This is a genomic window from Autumnicola musiva (genome assembly GCF_031846585.1).
GTDB lineage: Bacteria > Bacteroidota > Bacteroidia > Flavobacteriales > Flavobacteriaceae > Autumnicola > Autumnicola musiva.
Window position 1 is genome coordinate 462899 of record NZ_JAVRHK010000001.1, and the last position, 19077, is coordinate 481975.

Here is a 19077-nt window from a genome sequence, read left to right on the forward strand (position 1 = left end):
CACATTAGTAATACAAAGATAGGGTAAATTTTAAGGGAGCATGAAGCCTCTAATTTAAAGGTAGGTTTACTTAATCTCTGTTTTTAACACGTAACCTCTTCTGTTTCATCGTTAAAAACAGGTGGATACAAGTTAAATTTATATATTTTATTTCTTCTTAACGCTTATATTGCTTTATTCTTGTTAAGTTTGTAATATTAAAATACATAGACATGACTGCATTCATATTACCATTAATGATAGGAGCACCACAAATTATATTGATTGTGATTGTGGTATTACTTCTATTTGGAGGACGAAAAATTCCGGAATTGATGAGAGGACTGGGAAGTGGAATAAAAGAGTTTAAAGATGCTTCCAAGGATGACGAGGAGGCACACCGAAACCCGGATGCCAACAAAATTCCTGAAGACAGAAAATAGTAAATTTCTAAATACATTAAAAACCCCAACCTTTATCAGGTTGGGGTTTATTTTTTATTCAATTTTGGCCGATTGTAGAATTGCATCCAATTCAAACATATTGTCACGCTTAGACATAGAAGGATAGAATAGAAATCCTTCCAGAATAACATACCGGTTATTTTCTTTATCCCTTACTGCATAGTTTACAAAAGGACCGGCCATAAAAGCATTTTTCACGTCCCATGTGCCGCGGGTTTCATAGGCAAAATTTCCGTCAATCTCTGTTTCAAATAAATACGGCGCATATGCTTCTTCTGTTTGCATATAACTGCCTTCCATAGGACCGGGAATATACTTTTCTCCTATGGAATCACGCATCCGGATGATATTTCCAATTACATTGGTGTCTTTATCTATAGTAGAAAGAGGCACTTCGTAGATTAGAATCTCCATTAAACCTTTAGGAATTTCTTTCCGGATCCAGATAAAATCCTCTTCTTCCATGGCGTAACGATAGGCCGTTGGAAACCTTAGAGAAACCCCCAACTCTTCTTCCAGTTTTTCGTCGCCTTTAAGAGATTTTCCAATTCTTCGCTGCTTTTCCTTTAATTCTGTTCTTTTTAAAAGGCTGATAATACTATCAGAATTTTGTCTAACAACTTCTTTTAATTCTTCATTATTTTGACCGCGAACAATAACCCCTGTCTGAGGACTGGCATATTCTTCCCTTATAACCTGAAAACCTTTTTGTTTGCCTTTTTCAACTAAAAAAAACAAACGGTTTCTGCGAACAAAGCCTGAAAAGGTTTGAGGTGGAATCTGGCTAAGCGAAAAAAGCGGCTCATCCTGCGGTAATCCGTCTACAGGGGCGGCCAGTTCATCTCTTACCACCTCCCCTACTTCACCTTCCCACAGATTATTATCCATAATTACAGTTACCTGATTGATATTCCCGGAAGAATCGGCTAATATTCTTTCATTTTCTTCAGAATTATTTTTACAAGAAATAAAAAGAATGAAGCTGAAGAGGAGAATTAATTTACTTTTCATTTTTTTTGTTTTGGTTTAGAATCTATCCTTTGGAAACTTTAAGTTTCATGCCAGGCCGGAGGTTGTTACCACTCACTTCATTCCAAACTCTCAAATTCTGTACCGTAACTCCCGGAAATTTCTTTGAGATGCTCCAAAGTGAATCTCCATTCTTAACTGTATAGGTTTTAGGATTGTTATTGTTACTGGAATTTCCTTTCCTGTCATTCTCTGCCACCGCATTCCTTCTTGGGTGGATGGTTAGATATTGTCCTATACGCAAAGTATTACTTCTTAAATTATTCCATCTTTTAATTTCACTAACACCAACCCCATATTTTTCAGCAATCCTGCCAAGATAATCTCCGCTTCTAACCCTGTACCTGATCCTGTCTTCTGCCTTAACATATTTTGGAAGTCCCTCTTTTTTCTCTGTAAGCTCGTTTTCCACATATTGATAAATAGCCGCTTCATTTGCTACAAAAATCCCTGTGGAAGGCCTAGGCAGTCTTAGAGTATAGTTCTCTCCTTTTACAAAGGGAATTATATCCAGTTTATAACTCGGGTTTAAAAATTGCAGCATTTCTTTATCTACACCCGTTATTTTGGAAATATGCTCAAAATCAAGCATTTTCTTAACCCTGACTGTATCGGTTTCAAAATATGCAACATCAGGCCGGTTGGGTTGAAAATTATGTTCCTCTGCATATTCAAAAAGATAAAGAGTGGCCAGGAATGCCGGCACATAGCCTGCGGTTTCTCTTGGCAAATATCTTCTTAAATCCCAATAATCAACTGAGCCTCCACTTCTTCGAATTGCTTTTGAAACATTTCCGGGGCCCGAGTTATAAGAAGCCAGTACTAGATCCCAGTCTCCAAATGTTTTATAAAGTGCCGCCAGATATCGTGCAGCAGCTTCAGTAGATTTTACGGGATCCATACGCTCGTCTACATAGGAACTTACATCAAGATCGTGCATTTTACCTGTGGCAAACATAAATTGCCATAATCCTGTAGCCCCAACCCGGGAGCGTGCCCTTGGATTTAAAGCCGATTCTACTATAGCAAGGTATTTGATTTCCAGCGGAATATTATACTTATCCAGTTCCTGTTCAAAAAGCGGAAAATAATAGTCGCTAAGCGCCATAAGCCGTTCCATAGCTTTTTTATTGCGCTTGAGATAAGATTTAATAACACTTTCAAGAATAGGATTATACTCAATGTTGAAAGGGGTGCGGGAATTAAGATCTTTAAGCCGTGCCTTTAGCGTATCTGTAGGCAAATCTTTATAGACTACTTCAGAATAATCCTGTTCCAGAATACCTTGATGGATAGTCTCAAAAAGATCGGAATTCAGCAATTCAGATTTCCAGATGGAATCAATTGTTCTTGCCCGCGGCAAATCTTTTAAAGCTACAACCGAAGAATCCCGAACTACAGCCGAGATCGGGATTCTGTTTTTAAATTCGGGGTCAGGTTCTGCAAGTTTTATTTCAGTATCACGGGATTTCTGAAAAATCTGGACTCTGAAATTCGCTTTCTCTACCTGTTTTTTGGATTTTTTCTCCTGGGCAGAGCCGGAGAGCGCCAAAAGAGAAAAAACCACTAAAATTCCCCTTTTTATCATGATATGTATTTTCAAGGTTGACCTATGCTAACGCAAAATTCATTCCTTTTATTTTCCGATGGCTTCAATTCCCGGAAGGGATTTACCTTCCAGCATTTCAAGCATGGCACCGCCTCCCGTAGAAACATAGCTTACTTTATCTTCCAGTCCAAATTTCTTAACAGCAGCAACCGAATCTCCGCCGCCTACAAGAGAAAACGCTCCTTTAGAAGTAGCATCTGCAATAGCTTCTCCAAGTTGAATAGTTCCTTTTGCAAAAGTATCCATCTCAAAAACCCCCAAAGGACCATTCCAAAGGATAATTTTTGATTCTGAGATTACTTTTGAGAAGTTTTTTATTGTTTCAGGCCCTACATCAAGCCCCATCCATCCTGCGGGAATACTATCGACTTTCTCCGTTTGCATACTGGCCTGTTCAGAAAAGCTATCGGCAATAAGGGAATCTACAGGTAAATGGACCTGCACTCCTTTTTGTTTGGCTTTTTCCAGAATTTCAAGAGCAAGCTTTTGCTTATCTTCTTCAACAAGTGAAGCACCAATATTTCCTCCCTGTGCTTTTATGAATGTATATGTCATCCCACCACCAATAATTAAATGGTCAATCCTATCAAGAATATTTTCGATAACAGTGATTTTTGAAGAAACCTTTGCGCCACCGAGTACAGCAGTTACAGGCTTTTCTTCACTGTGAAGAACCTTATTAAGACTTTTAATTTCTTTGGCAAGAAGATAGCCAAAACATTTTTCTTTAAAGTATTTCGCAACAATTGTTGTAGATGCGTGAGCGCGGTGGGCAGTTCCAAAAGCATCATTCACATAAATATCGCCAAGTGTGGACAACTGTTTGGCAAATCCTTTATCTCCCTCTTTCTCTTCTTCATGAAACCTGAGATTTTCGAGTAAAAGAATTTCACCGGATTTAAGTTCATCGGCTGCTTTTTTCACATCCTGCCCTACGCAATCTTCAATAAATTTTGGCTCCACTCCCAAAATTTCAGCTACTTTTCCAACAATATTGCGAAGAGAGAATTTTTCCTCTTTTCCTTTTGGTCTTCCCAGGTGCGACATTAAAACGACACTTCCACCGTCTTCAAGTATTTTCTGAATAGTGGGTTTTGCAGCTTCAATTCTTGTCGCGTCGGAAACTTCCAGATCCTCAGTAAGTGGAACATTAAAGTCTACCCTAATTAATGCCTGCTTATCTTTAAAATTGTAATCGTCTAATGTTTTCATCAAGAAATTATTTTTTTGGCCAAACCTTCAGAAAAGCTGTAAGCGGCCTGTTGTTAATGGTCCCTTCAGGACAGGTTCATTACAAATATAATTTTTTCCTGAGATATAAAAGTGTATATAAATTATATATTTGCTTATGCTTTTTTCAGATATAATAGGTTTACCGCACCTTAAAAACCACCTCACCACCACTGCCAAACGGAACAGGATTCCGCACGCACAGCTTTTTGTAGGAAAAAGCGGCAGCGGTACTTTACCTATGGCTATTGCATATGCGCAATACATTTTATGTGAAAATAAAAATGATGAAAATATTAATGGAAACGCTTCCTGTAATTTAAAATTTTCAAGCCTGTCTCATCCCGATTTGCATTTTGCTTTTCCTGTGGCCACAAATAATAAAATCAAGAGCCACCCCGTTTCTTCCAATTTTCTGCCCGAATGGAGAAAATTTATTCTTTCCAATCCTTACGGCAGGCTACTGGACTGGTATCACGAAATAGGAATAGAAAAAAAACAAGGTCAAATAGGGGTAGATGAAGCCCAGGATATCGTAAAATCCCTTTCATTGAAATCTTACGAAGGCGGTTTTAAGGTAATGCTTATCTGGATGGCAGAAAAAATGAATACAGCGGCTGCCAATAAACTGCTGAAGCTTATAGAGGAGCCACCAAACAAAACTTTGTTTCTTCTTATTACTGAAGATGAAGAGCAAATTATTCAAACTATTCGTTCCCGTTGCCAAACGCTCCATTTCCCCCCGCTTACGGAAGCTGATATTGCCGAAGCTCTTGTAAAAAATGAAAACTGTGATGAAAATGAAGCTTTACAACTCGCTCATCAGGCTAACGGGAGCTATACCAATGCACTGCATCTTTTCCAAAAAAGTTCCGGAGATGAACAATTTGAAGAATGGTTTATACAATGGGTAAGGACTGCTTTTAAAGCCAAAGGGAACAAAGCCACTGTTTTAGAATTAATTTCCTGGAGCGAAGAGGTTGCCGGCATGGGAAGGGAGCTTCAAAAAAGTTTTCTTCAGTATTGTATCGATTTTTTTCGCCAGGCTTTAATGCTGAATTATAAAGCTGATAAACTGGTTTATCTTTCCCCCCGAACATCAGGCTTTAAAATTGAAAAATTTGCACCCTTTGTGCACGGAGGAAATATTATGCAGATTACAAAAGCTCTTGAAGAGGCAATTTATCATATTGAAAGAAATGGAAATGCTAAAATTATCCTCACAGATCTCTCTATTAAACTAACCCGGTTTTTACATAAAAAAGCAGCCTGATATGGAAAATCTCAGCACCTACCCTACTGAAATTTTAATCCTCCTCTTTATTCTTATTACATTTCTCCAGTCAGGAATAGATAAGGCCACAGACTGGAATGGAAACAACGCATGGTTAAAAGAACATTTTTCTAAAACATTTCTCGCTGGAATGGTGCCTGCAATGGTGGGAACTATTCTTATTCTTGAAATTATAACCGGGTTACTGGCCGCGGGAGGTATACTGGGTTTGATTGCCTATGAAGACTCCAGCCTAGCGCTATATACCTGCATACTGGCAGCAATAGTACTACTTATGCTCCTGTTTGGGCAAAGGGTGGCTAAAGATTATGCAGGTGCATTTACCCTTACCGGCTACTTTATTGTGGCTATATTTGGTGTTTTTCTCCTTTCTTAACATTGCAACTTCTGGTATAAGCTTATTTAAAAGGTGTAAAATATAAAACCAGAAGGAAATGTGGAGTATTTTCTGAAAATGAAAAAAGCTGCCTCAAAATTAATGAGACAGCCCTCTTATCTTATACTTTAAAACTGCACTTATTAATTTGTGCTATATTCTGCATTAAGTTTTTCAAGAATCTCTTCAGTAAGATCTTTTCCATCTTTAGCATACATTATACTGGCAGATTCATTAGAACCAAAGATATAAGTATAGTTATTTTCCTGACCATAATCCTTTACGTAATCCTTAACCTTGGTTACGATAGAATCAATTACGGCATCACTCTGCTCTCTTAACTGGCCGCCCTGCATTTGCTGTTGCTGCTGAAGCATTTGCTGCTTTTGCATAAGCTCCTGCTCCTTTTCCTGACGGTCACTCTGGCTCATAGAATTCATTTCGGCCTGGTAAGCCTGTACTTCCTGCTGAAAAGCTCTTGCAGCAGAATCCAGTTGTGCCCGTACAGAATCTGATTTTGAAGTAAATTCTGCTTCCACTTCCTGCATTTCTTTATACTCCTGAATCAGCTTTGTGGTATCAACATATGCTGTTTTTTCTTTGTTGCATGAAGTAAACAAAACTCCAAATACTAAAACCGCTAAAAAATTTTTCATTGTTCTTGAAATTATTATTTCCGCAAATGTAATAAAGTTAAATTACATAAAGAATTTTTCCATTTCATTAAGTTATACCAGAGTATTATTGTAAATATTTATGAAATCAAATTATTATTATAATTAAATCTTATAGAAAATGACGTTAAATAAAGCATTTTAAGGCTCTTTAAATAAAAAGCCAGAGTATAAATCCATCCCATGCATTAAAATCTTTTCTGAAGAATCTAAAGCCCGTTTTTACTTTTTCTGAAGAAATATACCAGAGATGAGTACTCTGTTGATGTTTTAGCCTTAATATTAGATTTTAATCCGTTATAGAAAGCTTTAATGTAATTTGAAGAACCTGTTTTATTTTTTTCTGAAAGAAGGCTTACATAAAACGAATCGAAAATTAATGGCTTTTTGGATAATAATTCAAAACCTCCTGCAGTGAAAAGTGATTCTATTCCCTTTTGGGAAAAGTGAAAAAGATGACGTGGCACATCATAAGCAGCCCAGCATTCTTTATAATGTTGTGCATCAAAACTTTTAAAATTTGGAACTGCAATTACAAGTACTCCATCATCATCCAGTAATTCAGAAAGTTTTGCAATTCCCTCTTCCGGCTCTTTTATATGTTCGAGAACATGCCAAAGAGTAATCACATCATAATTTTTGATTTTCAGTTCCTGGTAATCTTTTACTAAAGAAACATCTTTTCGAATAGCCATTCCCCTGGCAGTTTCATTTGGCTCTGTTCCAAAAATTTCAAAATGGTGCTTTCTGGCAGTTATTAAAAAGTCTCCTGTTCCCGCACCAACATCAAGAATTTTCCCCGAAGTTTTGTAATTTTTAATCCAGGAAATTTTTTTTCCCATCATATAGTTTTTTACCTGCTGATATAGTTTTTCGGTAAAATTCTCTTTAGAATCGGTGTGGGAAATATATCTGTCACTTGAATAATAGAAAGGCAGATTTACAGGAACTGGTTTTGTTTCTAAAATTTCATGTTCCTTATGCCAGAAAAGATCAAACTCTTCTCCAGAAACAAGGTAGTCTTTACAGGAAAGAAAATGTCTTTGATTAGCCATTAAAAATAATTTGGATCCGGATGTTCTTCTGAAAATTTTAGGAATTCTTTTTCCATCTGTAATAGAGATTGGTACACCTTTTCCCTAAAAATAGAATTGCTGCTTAAATGGTCTTCACCAAAGGTATCGCTTATTCTTATGGAAATAAAAAACTTTATAGGGCCCTCCTGCGTTTCTACCTCCTTATCTTCACCTAAAAGATCGGTGAGATAAATAGTTTCCTGGCGGTCATGGGATAAATCTACACTTATCCAAAAAGTATAATCTACATCTGAAAGTAATTTAACTTCTGAAAGTACCAGATCATCATTATCGGGAAGACCAAAATAATTCCTAAGCCATTTCCTTGTTTTTTCCTTTCGCAGTTTACTCTGAAACTTGAAAACCCTTGTTCCATTTTTAGTATCAGGAGCAAAAACTTTAGAATGCTCCATATTGTCAACTTTATGGGTTATAATACAACCACAATGAATTAAAACAAATAAGACCAATAAAATTTTTTTCATTTAAACTAAAGTTCCACGTGGAACATTTTGGTTTATCGACCCATATACACCAACAAAACGGAAACATCATTTGGACTAACCCCACTTATTCTTGAAGCCTGAGAAACTGATGTTGGCTGAATTTTATTTAGTTTTTCTCTTGCTTCAAAAGACATTGATTTTATTTTGCTGTAGTCAAAGTTTTGAGGAATTCTTACTTCCTCAAGACGATTTAATTTATCTGCATTATTTTTTTCCTTTTCAATATATCCTGAATATTTTACCTGAATTTCAGTTTGCTCCAGCATTTCTAAATCAAGTTTATTTTCCTTTATATATTCTTCCACACCCGGAAATTGCCTTATATCATTCATACTGATATTGGGCCGCGAAAAGATTTTAAATATCTTATCACTTTGTTTCACTAAAGCAGAATTATTATCCTCCAGAATGGGATTGGAAAACTCCGGGGTCACGCTTTTATTCTTCAGAAAATCCACAAAACCAAGGGATTTATTCTTCTTCTCTTCCATTTTTCTCATCCTGTCTTCCGAAGCCAATCCAAGGTTATAAGATTTTTCAGTTAACCTAAAATCAGCATTATCCTGTCGCAGTAGTGTTCTGTACTCTGCCCGGGAAGTAAACATGCGATAAGGTTCCTCAGTTCCTTTGGTGATAAGATCGTCAATTAAAACACCCATATAAGCTTCATTCCGCTTCAGGATAAATTCATCTTTCCCCTGCACTTTTAAGGCAGCATTAATTCCAGCCATTAATCCCTGACAGGCGGCTTCTTCGTATCCGGTTGTTCCATTAATTTGCCCTGCAAAATAAAGGCCTTCCACAAGTTTGGTTTCAAGGCTGTGCTTTAATTGTGTAGGTGGAAAATAATCATATTCTATAGCATAACCCGGGCGGAAGAACTTCACGTTTTCAAATCCTGTTACAGACCGTAATGCTTTAAACTGAACATCCTCCGGCAAAGAAGTAGAAAAGCCATTTACATAAACCTCAACCGTGTTCCATCCTTCAGGCTCTACAAAAAGCTGATGCCTGTTCTTATCTGCAAACCTGTTTATCTTATCCTCTATAGATGGGCAATACCTTGGGCCAATACTTTTAATTCTGCCGTTAAACATTGGAGATCTGTCAAAGCCTTCCTTTAATATTTCATGCACTTCATTTGAGGTGTAGGTCATATAACAAGACCTTTGTTTTTGCAGGGGTTTGGTTTCATCGGAATATGAAAATTTTCCAGGAATATCATCCCCGGGTTGTTCGGTCATTTTAGAATAATCCAAAGATCGTCCATCTACCCGTGGTGGGGTTCCTGTTTTCATTCTTCCCACTTCAAAACCGGCTTCAATTAAGTCCTTAGTGATTCCTGTTGCAGCTCTTTCTCCAGCCCTTCCCCCTCCAAAGTTTTTATCGCCAATATGGATCAACCCGTTTAAAAAAGTACCATTTGTGCAAACAACGCTTATTCCTTTTATTTCTAAACCAAGTGAAGTTTTTACTCCGGTAATTCTTCCATCCTCAATTACGAGTCCTGCCACCATTTCCTGGTAAAAATCCAGGTTAGGAGTTTGTTCCAGTCTAATTCTCCAATCTTCAGAAAAACGCATCCTGTCACTCTGCACCCTGGGACTCCACATAGCCGGTCCTTTAGATTTATTCAGCATTTTAAACTGTATGGCACTGGTATCACTCACCAATCCGCTGTAACCTCCCATAGCATCAATTTCACGAAGAATCTGTCCTTTGGCAATTCCACCCATAGCAGGATTGCAGCTCATTTGTGCGATATTTTGTAAATTCATAGTAACAAGCAGGGTTTTACTACCCATATTTGCCGCGGCTGCCGCAGCTTCGCTCCCGGCATGTCCTGCACCAACAACTATTACATCATATACCTGTTCAAACATCTAAAACTTCATTTTAATTGTTATTGTTCCACGTGGAACAATTTCATTTTTTCGTTTTCTTTCTGTCGCATCAAAGCACTGTCACTTTCAGTTTTATCTATATATCCACAGAAGTGTAAAATACCATGAGCCATTACACGTATTAATTCCTCCTCAAATCCTACCTTATACTCCCGTGCATTTTCAGCAACACGTTCTGTACTAATAAAAATATCACCCTGAATCTGATTTCCCATGGAATCATCAAAACTGATAATATCGGTATAGGTATCGTGATTTAAATATTGAAGATTTATTTTATGCAGATATTTATCATCGCAAAAGATATAGCTAATCTCTCCGCACTTTTTATCCTCGGAAAGAATTACCCTTTTTATCCAGTTCTTAAAAGAAGCTTCTGAATCTAGTTTAAAGCTGTTTTCTGAATAAAAATTAATCTTCTCCTCCATCAAAATATTCCTTTACTTTTACTTTGTAAATTTGGCGCAAAGGTAATACTTGTCTGTTTAAAATTTCGGTAGCGTTGAAATAATCTTTGGCCCTGGATAACTCCTCTGCTTCTTCGTTAGAATATTCCTTTTGATTAGTTTCTGAAGTTCTGGAATTATCTTCTCCCTGTTGTAATTTTGCATCCTGAAATTTCATTAATTCATGCTGAAGGTTTATCATTTTTTCCAGATTTTTAGGATCAAATTTTTTATCCAGTAACTCCTCCTCCAACTCTTCCATTTTCTCTTTTACAGCTTGACCATTCTCTCCGGTTTCCTTTTCCTTCATTAGTCTTTCCAGTTGCTGCCTTAACTTTTGCTGTTCCTTATAAATTTCGTACAGATCCCCATTAAGTCCTTCTCCGGAACCATCTCCCTTTTTCCTTTCTCCCTCATTGCGCTCTTGCATTCCCTTTTGCATTTGTTCCTGTAATTTCCCCTGTTTTTTTATAATATCCATTAGCTGCGTTTCTTCCCCCGGACTTCCTTTACCCATTTTTGGATTGGCCATTTGCTGCATGGAAGATAATATCCTGCTTAACAAATAGGCGAGATTATTAGACCTTGTTACCACATATTGCTGACTAGCTACTCCCTGAGGAATTTCATTCTCTGATAATCGCTCTAAAGCCTTATTAATATCAAATTCAATATCGGTTAGATTTTCTGTGATTTCTTCATTAATCATTTGGTTTCGAAAAGCCAGGCTATACAAACTATCATCAATATGTTCAAAATGTTCTCTAAGCACATTCTGCTTTTTCAATTTACTGGCATAAACAGGGTTCTTTTGATCCAGTTCTCGAAATTGCTTCAGAAGATCTTCCTGTTCAAAGGAGAAGCTAAGAAGATTATCCAGGATTTGCCTTAGCGTTTCAATATCAGCATCCAATTGTTCGCCTTGTTGCTGCGCACTTTTCATTTTCATCTGCCGGCTCATTTCTTTCATTTTTTCAGCGGCATTTTTCTGTTTTTCCCCGGCCTTTATTGTTTCTCCTTTCTCCAAATTGTCTTCAGCTTCCTGCTGGTCCTTTTTTATACTCTCTTCATCTACCTCTTCCCTACCTAAATCTTTTGGAGACTTCATATTTTGATTTTCTTTTTCAAGCTCATTCAATTGCTTTTGAAAATCTTCAAATTCTTCAGATAACTCCTTTTGGTCATCTACATTGCTTTTTTCTTCCTTGCTTAAATCCTCCTGTTTTTCAGAGAGGTTCTCTAAGTCCCGGGCCAATTTCTGTTTCTTTTCCTCAACATAATATCGTTTGGTCAATTCTAATAGCTGTTCAAGGTTTCTTTTATCAGATTTACTTTTCCGGGACATCTTTTCAAGTTTTTCGCCAAGCTCTTCCCGGTTTATTTTTTCGGCTAATTTTTCAAGCTCCTCAAGCAAGGCTTCATTTTCCTTTAGGCGCTCTTCGTTCCTATCAATCCGCCTCTGCAGTTCTTCAGCACCGGAATCTTCTTTATTTTTATCAGGATTCTTAAAACTGTTTTTTAATTTCTCCGAATAATTACGCATCAGCTCGTTTTGTTCCTTCTGCCTTTTAATAAAATTATTCAATTTCTTTCGCTGATTATAGTCAAGGTTTTGATTCTCCTTCTGAATTCGGGAAATTTCTTCAAGTTCCCTCTCATTATTTCCCATATCTTCCAAACTATTGTTCATTTGATCTATGGAAATATTCTGCTGTTGTAAGTTATCTTCTGTTAATTCCTGTACTGACTTTTCCCTATAGGAAAATACCTCACTTTTACTATATTTAGCTCCATTTACTGCATCATTATCAAAAACCTGGAAGTAATACTCATAATTTTTACCTCTTTCAAACTGAAGGTTTCCAGGGAAAGTGAAAAGAAATTGATCCATTGCTCCACGGGAAATTTCCAGGGGTATTTTATTCATTTGATCCTTCTCCCCTTCCTGATAATAAATTAATAACAATTTTGATAATCCGTAATCATCAGAAACAGTGCCTTTAAAATATCTTGTTTGATTATTTACGCTATCAGTTTTTTGCTTTACATCAATACGGGGAAATTCATCTTTTTGAACCTGAAGTTTGTAAGAAAGTTTTTCATAATTTGAAACTTCATTATTAGAAGTTCCTATTTCATAATTAAGATTCGCATAAACAGGGCGGCTGTAAGTAAAAGTATTTCCGGAATTATTAATGGAAATTGTACTATCTGAAATATTAAAATTTATAGTGCTGGTTTGTGCAGTTTCAAGGTTCCAGCTTACCGTTGTGCCCTCAGGTATATGGGCATTCCCGGTTCCGCTTATTCTTTCATCCTTTTTTCCGGTATAACTTGGATAATCTAGCAGCATTGCAAAATTCAATAATTTAGGAACCCTGTTCACCTTTAGAACATAACTGCCGGAAATTACTTCATTGCTCTCCAGCCTGAATGATCTGTTTTCTTCTAAATTTTTAAAGACATAGGTGAATTTTCCAGGTTCAACATTCTTCATTAAATATTTATCCCCATTATAAATCACAGAAACTTCTGCAGGAATAACCTCTCCCAAAGTTTCAATTTTAAGCGTGAAATCCTTATTTTCATTAACTTTCAAGGAATCATTTTGCAAAATAAAAGCAAACGGTGCCGGTGGTTCGTATGATTTATTATAATGACTTACCCTATTATAACTTTCAGAAAAAAAGGAAGAATTACCTGTAAAAAATAATGCTGCTATTATAATTACTGGGAAGGCTGCAAATTTTAAATACTTTACGTTTCCGCGGAAGTTGACTGCCGCGGTAAAAGGAACAGGTTGTAAATTCTTAGCTTTTTGATCAATGCTCGCCAAAAGAAGATCTGACTGATTTTTATCATTTTGAAGTTGAAGTACATTCAGAAGCTTATCATTTACTTCCGGAAAGTGAAGGCCTATCAATCTGGAAGCTTCAACTTCATCTAAGCCCTTGGAGAGTTTCAATAGCTTTAAAAACGGTATCCCTATAAGCTTAACAAGAAGAAAAAATTCTACTGCCACAAACAACCAGAATAAAATTGCCCTTCCTGTATTACTTAACCAGAAATAATATTCAATTCCCAGCGTAAGCAAAAAATACAGAAGCCCAACTGCCACAAACAGAATAACACCACGAAGCAGCCGGTTTAAATAAAACTTACGGATAAAACCTTCAAGCTTTTTTTTAAGTATTTTAAAATTATTCATCTTCTCCATCATATCAGGCATAAAAATACAATAATTTAGATCAACCGGCTCAAACTTAATGTTCTAAGCTTCATCACCAAACTCGACGCATTAGATTTAGAATTGCTTCAATAAGGTTGTATCTTTGATCCAAAATTTGAAATTATGTCAGCTAAAGTGCGTGTACGTTTTGCTCCCAGCCCTACCGGCCCATTACATATAGGCGGAGTTAGAACAGCTTTATTTAATTATCTATTCGCAAAAAAACATAATGGTGATTTCGTATTGCGTATAGAAGATACAGATAAAAACCGCTATGTTGAAGGTGCCGAAGACTATATAATAGATGCCCTTAACTGGTGCGGGATTCATTTTGATGAAGGTCCCGGTAAAGGAGGCACTTACGGACCTTACCGCCAGAGTGAAAGAAAGAATATTTACAAAGAATATGCCGATATTTTGATCGAATCCGGCCAGGCATATTATGCATTTGATTCTGCCGAAGATCTTGATGAGCATAGAAAAGACCACGAAGCGAAAGGAAAAACTTTCATTTATAACTGGCATAACCGGGAGAAATTAATGAATTCCCTATCTCTTTCTGAAGAAGAAGTAAAAGAGAAAATTGAGGCTGAAAAGCCTTATGTTGTTCGCTTTAAATCTCCCGAAAAAGAAATTCTCCATATAAATGATGAAATACGGGGAGAAATGGAAATTGATACAAGCATTCTGGATGATAAAGTATTATATAAAAGTGACGGAATGCCAACCTACCATTTGGCAAATATTGTAGATGACCGGTTGATGCAAATTACACATGTTATTAGAGGTGAAGAATGGTTACCCTCCCTGGCACTTCATATAATGTTGTACCGCGCCTTTGGATGGGAGGCTCCAAAATTTGCCCATTTACCGTTAATATTAAAGCCCCAGGGAAAAGGAAAATTAAGCAAAAGGGATGGCGACAAATTAGGATTTCCTGTTTTTCCATTGGAATGGAAAGATCCAAAATCGGGAGATATTGCCAGCGGCTATCGTGAAGAGGGTTATTTTCCCCATGCTGTAACTAACATGCTCGCTTTTTTAGGCTGGAATCCGGGAACAGAAAGAGAATTCTTCAAAATAGATGAACTGGTACATGCATTTGAACTTTCGCGTGTGCACAAAGGTGGCGCAAAGTTTGATCCTGAAAAAACAAAATGGTTTCAACAACATTATTTCCAGGAAGCAGATAATTCTTATTTAACTTCAGCCTTCCAGAAACTATTACATAAAAAAGGAATTTCTGCAAAAGATGAGTATGTAGAAGAAGTTGTAGATTTGGTAAAAGAGCGTGGAGTTTTTGTAAAAGATCTTTGGGAACAGGCTTACTTCTTTTTTATATCTCCTACCTCCTATCACCCTAAGACAACTAAAAAGGCATGGAAAGCAGACACTCCTGCTTTAATGGAAGAACTGAAAGAAGAATTAAAGGAGGTAAATATCTGGACCTCTGAAAATCTTCAAAATGAAGTAAAAATCTGGATAGGGAAAAAAGAAGTTGGGTTTGGCAAAGTAATGCAACCTCTACGACTTGCTTTAGTGGGGGTTCTGCAAGGACCAGATTTGTATAAAATAGCAGAGTTAATAGGCAAAGAGGAGACTATTTCAAGAATAAACAAAGCTGTAGAAACAATCTAAAATATATAAAACCCTGAACATCTATTAATGTTCAGGGTTTTAAATTTATTTACACCTAAGATTGGTATTAACATTCCCTTTCCCGTTAATATTAAATATAAGTTCTTTTTAAGGCACTTTGGGCGCATAAGATGTAATACCATAATTATTCATTAAAAGTTCTTTAGATCAACTAGAATGGAATAGAAGTTAATAGTAAAATATTATCATCTAATGGAGTTAAATAAAAAAAGCCTTTGAAGTTTTCAAAGGCCTGAATTTATATTAACAAAGCAATGTTCTATTTAGAAGAAACAAGTTTTCGAAGACCAAAAATTTTGGAAGACGCTTTTAATATTAATGCACGCTGTACCACACTACCAAATAAACTACTAAATAAAGATGCAGGTGAGATATTCGATTTCACCTGATCAATACTAAGTTTAACTTCTTCCTTATCAATTTCAGTTTGAAGCTTTAAAATCTTTAAGTCTCTATCTATTTCCGCGAAGTTTGTATATCTTTTCTTCTTCATATAATTTACTTAGTTAAAGAAAGCTTCAGATGCTTTAGTCAGAATTAATTTACCTAATTTCTTTCTAAACAGCAATATGAGAATTATAAGAAACACATAAAATCCGGCTACTATCCAATAGCCTGCACTGGGAGTATCCATTGCTGCGCTAATAGCCACAGCAGCCGCAAAGGATAAAAATAACAATGCAAAAACTCCAAAGAAAAACAGAAGTAATGCATTTACCAATCCAATGGCACCCTTGATACCCTGCTTGAAGAATTTTAATTTGAAATATTCAGCATTGCTTTTGGAAAGCATCTGAACATTCTCATTCAATTCTTTTATACTGTTGCTCAGTTTCTCAAATGCCATATATTATACTATACTATCGCCTGGTTAGCTTTACCTTTAGATCCTCCTTGACCCTGTGTATCTTTTTCCTCATTTTTGGCATCTTTTTGAAGTTTGGCATTTTGCTTCCTAAGCTCCTCAAGTTTAGATTCCATAGCAGTTAGGATATCATCTGCCTTATAACTGGCTGAAGAAAGGGTTTCCTCAAGACGTGTTTCAAAATCAAATCTTGCTTTCTTGGCTTTTTCAGACAAGTTAGAGGATGTTTCTTTGTACTTCTTATTGAAATTCTTCTGAGCCCTATCTGATTCTTCCCTTATTTTCTTTCGGGTCTCCTCACCGCTTTCGGGTGCGTATAACATCCCAAGGCCTGCGCCAATTGCAGCTCCGGTTACCAACGCAAGTAAAGTACTTCCTGTATTTGCCATAATTGTATATAGTTTAAGTTTATAGTTCTAACAAAGATAACCTAAGACTGCTTCTACGGCTGTTAATAACCGGTTAATATGTTAAAATTCAATCTTAAAATACTCTTAAAAAGAGGAGTTATAAAGGAATAATTATTTACCAGCTTTTTTTGTCCAGGAATCCCGGAGTGTAACGGTGCGATTAAACACCTTCTTTTCATCGGTAGAATCTTTGTCTACACAAAAGTAACCAATCCGCTGAAACTGAACATGATTTAAAACCTCAGCATCTTTAAGGCCTGGTTCAAGAAACCCGGTAATCACCTTAAGCGAGTCCGGATTAATAACATCAACAAAATCCCTCTCTTTATCGGCATCGGGTACTTCTTCAGAGAAAAGACGGTCATATAGCCTTATTTCAGCTTGAAAAGCATGTTTTACAGAAACCCAGTGAAGCGTCCCTTTCACCTTCCGCAGTGATTCCTCAGTGCCGCTTCCACTTTTGCTTTTAGGATCGTACGTACAATGTACCTCTAAAATATTATCATTATCATCTTTGATAACCTCTTCCCCTTTGATGATGTAAGCATTTTTCAATCTTACTTCTTTTCCAAGGGTAAGACGGAAAAATTTCCGGTTAGCCGATTCTTTAAAATCTTCTCTTTCAATGTAAATTTCCCTGGAAAAAGGCACTTTTCTAAAGCCGGCATTTTCATCTTCCGGATTATTTTCTGCATCCAACCACTCCTCTTTACCCTCTTCATAGTTGGTAATAACAAGCTTCACAGGATCTAAAACTCCCATAACCCGGGGAGCTGTTTTATTTAAATCTTCCCTTACACAAAATTCCAGATGAGCAACATCAATTATATTTTCCCTCTTCCCTACTCCAATAGATTCCGCAAAATTACGAATGGAAGCCGGGGTATATCCTCTCCTTCTCAGTCCCGAAATAGTAGGCATCCTGGGATCGTCCCATGAAGTCACAATGCCTTTTTGCACCAACTGAAGAAGCTTCCTTTTGCTCACTACGGTATGGCTTAAATTTCTCCTGGCAAACTCCCTTTGTTTCGGTTTAAAATCATTAGGATTACTAATTTTTTCAATAAACCAGTTATAAAGTTCCCTATGCGGCAAAAATTCCAGTGTACAGAAAGAATGGGAAATACTTTCTATAAAATCACTTTCACCGTGGGCCCAATCGTACATAGGATAAATTTTCCATTCATCATTGGTTCTATGATGGCTTTTGTGAACGCAGCGGTACATTACCGGATCCCTCATAATCATGTTTGGGGATGCCATATTAATTTTTGCCCTAAGCACATGTGCTCCTTCAGGAGTCTCACCATTTTTCATTTTTTCAAAAAGCTCCACGTTTTCTTCTACCGAACGGTTTCGGTACGGACTTTCCTTTCCGGGTTCTGTAGGAGTTCCTTTTTGATCTGCTATTTCTTCTGAAGCCTGACTGTCTACATAAGCATCTCCGCTTGTAATTAACTCCACAGCCCAGTCATATAACTGCTGAAAATAATCTGAAGCATAGCATTCTTTTGCCCACTTAAACCCAAGCCACTCCACATCCCGCTTAATGGCATCTACATATTCACTTTCTTCCTTTATTGGGTTGGTATCATCAAACCGCAAATTAACAGGTGCGTTATACTTCTCCCCCAGCCCAAAATTAAGACAGATTGAAGAGGCATGGCCAATATGCAAATAGCCGTTTGGCTCGGGAGGAAACCTGAATTTCAATTCTTCTTTTCTGTAACCAGATTTCAGGTCTTCTTCTATAATTTGCTCAATAAAATTGAGTGATCTTTTTACTTCAGACATAACAGTTATTAAATAATGCGCAAAGTTATCAAAAATAAGGTGGCTATAAATATTTTCCCTGCTTATAAGAATAGTTAATTTTAAGCATTGGAGATTGATTCTCTTAACCTCAGAAACTATCTTTGCCAAAAACATAGCATTGGGAACAATAAAACTTAGAAATATAAGGATTTTTGCCTATCACGGCTGCCTGGACGAAGAAAGTAAAATTGGAAGTGATTATCGCGTGGATTTAAGTGTAAAAGGAGATTTATCTCATTCTTCCAAAACAGATTCACTGGCAGATACCATAGATTACGTCCATCTAAATAAAATAGTAAAGCAAGAAATGGCAATTCGCTCTAAACTTCTTGAAAATGTGGCAGAAAGGATTCTCAACAGAACGCTGGAAGAAATTATTTTGGTACAGAAAGTAAAGGTGGAAGTTTCAAAAATTAACCCTCCAATTGGAGGCAATGTTGCCATGGTAACTGTAAGCCGAACTAAATCCCGTTAATTTTTTGATTGCAGAGATTAAAATTTTATTACATTTG

General features: G+C 36.7%; 18 protein-coding genes. 5 read left to right on the plus strand and 13 right to left on the minus strand.

Translation table 11 applies throughout. The features are described 5' to 3' along the window. Window positions 1–212 precede the first annotated feature (212 nt). Window positions 213–422: a twin-arginine translocase TatA/TatE family subunit gene (locus tag RM539_RS02035; RefSeq protein ID WP_311501827.1), complete on the plus strand. Its 210-nt coding sequence runs from the start codon at window positions 213–215 to the stop codon at window positions 420–422. A gap of 54 nt (window positions 423–476) precedes the next feature. On the opposite strand, the gene RM539_RS02040 is transcribed toward RM539_RS02035, so the two are convergent. From RM539_RS02040 to RM539_RS02050, 3 genes are read right to left on the minus strand one after another with little or no spacing between them, the layout of a single operon-like run. Then, window positions 477–1454 carry a DUF4837 family protein gene (locus RM539_RS02040; protein WP_311501828.1) on the minus strand — a complete coding sequence of 326 codons (978 nt, stop codon included), beginning with the start codon at window positions 1452–1454 and terminating at the stop codon, window positions 477–479. 22 nt (window positions 1455–1476) lie between these two features. Then, on the minus strand, window positions 1477–3060 hold the full coding sequence (locus RM539_RS02045) for a LysM peptidoglycan-binding domain-containing protein (RefSeq protein ID WP_311501829.1): 1584 nt from the start codon (window positions 3058–3060) through the stop codon (window positions 1477–1479). A 48-nt stretch (window positions 3061–3108) separates the two neighbouring features. Next, the gene (locus RM539_RS02050) at window positions 3109–4293 is read right to left on the minus strand and encodes a phosphoglycerate kinase (RefSeq protein WP_311501830.1); all 1185 of its coding nucleotides are present in this window, start codon (window positions 4291–4293) and stop codon (window positions 3109–3111) included. Between the two features lie 136 nt (window positions 4294–4429). On the opposite strand from RM539_RS02050, the gene RM539_RS02055 reads away from it, so the two are divergent. Both RM539_RS02055 and RM539_RS02060 read left to right on the plus strand, forming a co-directional pair. Further along, a complete protein-coding gene (locus tag RM539_RS02055; RefSeq protein ID WP_311501831.1) occupies window positions 4430–5584 on the plus strand; it encodes a DNA polymerase III subunit in 1155 nt (384 codons plus the stop codon). Window position 5585: 1 nt separating this feature from the next. After that, the gene (locus tag RM539_RS02060; protein ID WP_311501832.1) at window positions 5586–5981 is read left to right on the plus strand and encodes a DoxX family protein; all 396 of its coding nucleotides are present in this window, start codon (window positions 5586–5588) and stop codon (window positions 5979–5981) included. 143 nt (window positions 5982–6124) lie between these two features. On the opposite strand, the gene RM539_RS02065 is transcribed toward RM539_RS02060, so the two are convergent. The 6 genes from RM539_RS02065 to RM539_RS02090 all read right to left on the minus strand — a co-directional run bounded on the left by RM539_RS02065 (window position 6125) and on the right by RM539_RS02090 (window position 13816). Beyond that, complete coding sequence (locus RM539_RS02065; RefSeq protein WP_311501833.1) at window positions 6125–6637, minus strand: OmpH/Skp family outer membrane protein; 513 nt, start codon at window positions 6635–6637, stop codon at window positions 6125–6127. Between the two features lie 227 nt (window positions 6638–6864). Beyond that, window positions 6865–7710, minus strand: coding sequence for a class I SAM-dependent methyltransferase (locus RM539_RS02070; protein ID WP_311501834.1), 846 nt, complete (start codon window positions 7708–7710; stop codon window positions 6865–6867). Continuing rightward, complete coding sequence (locus RM539_RS02075) at window positions 7710–8144, minus strand: hypothetical protein (RefSeq protein ID WP_311501835.1); 435 nt, start codon at window positions 8142–8144, stop codon at window positions 7710–7712. Before RM539_RS02075 ends, RM539_RS02070 begins: the two co-directional genes overlap by 1 nt. A 104-nt stretch (window positions 8145–8248) precedes the next feature. Next, window positions 8249–10120, minus strand: coding sequence for a tRNA uridine-5-carboxymethylaminomethyl(34) synthesis enzyme MnmG (gene mnmG / locus RM539_RS02080; RefSeq protein ID WP_311501836.1), 1872 nt, complete (start codon window positions 10118–10120; stop codon window positions 8249–8251). Between the two features lie 20 nt (window positions 10121–10140). Then, window positions 10141–10569, minus strand: coding sequence for an rRNA maturation RNase YbeY (gene ybeY / locus RM539_RS02085; protein ID WP_311501837.1), 429 nt, complete (start codon window positions 10567–10569; stop codon window positions 10141–10143). After that, window positions 10553–13816, minus strand: a complete 3264-nt coding sequence (locus tag RM539_RS02090; RefSeq protein WP_311501838.1) for a coiled-coil domain-containing protein — start codon at window positions 13814–13816, stop codon at window positions 10553–10555. The genes ybeY and RM539_RS02090 overlap by 17 nt, the downstream gene beginning before the upstream one ends. A 123-nt stretch (window positions 13817–13939) precedes the next feature. Here RM539_RS02090 and gltX point away from each other — a divergent pair, with 123 nt between their 5' ends. Continuing rightward, on the plus strand, window positions 13940–15454 hold the full coding sequence (gene gltX, locus RM539_RS02095) for a glutamate--tRNA ligase (RefSeq protein ID WP_311501839.1): 1515 nt from the start codon (window positions 13940–13942) through the stop codon (window positions 15452–15454). 280 nt (window positions 15455–15734) lie between these two features. On the opposite strand, the gene RM539_RS02100 is transcribed toward gltX, so the two are convergent. From RM539_RS02100 to RM539_RS02115, 4 genes are all read right to left on the minus strand, one after another. Continuing rightward, window positions 15735–15968 carry a DUF6327 family protein gene (locus RM539_RS02100; protein WP_311501840.1) on the minus strand — a complete coding sequence of 78 codons (234 nt, stop codon included), beginning with the start codon at window positions 15966–15968 and terminating at the stop codon, window positions 15735–15737. A gap of 9 nt (window positions 15969–15977) precedes the next feature. Next, on the minus strand, window positions 15978–16322 hold the full coding sequence (locus RM539_RS02105; protein ID WP_311501841.1) for a phage holin family protein: 345 nt from the start codon (window positions 16320–16322) through the stop codon (window positions 15978–15980). 8 nt (window positions 16323–16330) lie between these two features. Then, window positions 16331–16729: a YtxH domain-containing protein gene (locus RM539_RS02110; protein ID WP_311501842.1), complete on the minus strand. Its 399-nt coding sequence runs from the start codon at window positions 16727–16729 to the stop codon at window positions 16331–16333. A gap of 132 nt (window positions 16730–16861) precedes the next feature. Beyond that, a complete protein-coding gene (locus RM539_RS02115) occupies window positions 16862–18544 on the minus strand; it encodes a glutamine--tRNA ligase/YqeY domain fusion protein (protein ID WP_311501843.1) in 1683 nt (560 codons plus the stop codon). 139 nt (window positions 18545–18683) lie between these two features. Between RM539_RS02115 and folB the strand changes: the two genes are divergently transcribed. Next, the gene (gene folB, locus RM539_RS02120) at window positions 18684–19040 is read left to right on the plus strand and encodes a dihydroneopterin aldolase (RefSeq protein WP_311501844.1); all 357 of its coding nucleotides are present in this window, start codon (window positions 18684–18686) and stop codon (window positions 19038–19040) included. The last annotated feature ends 37 nt before the right edge of the window (window positions 19041–19077 follow it).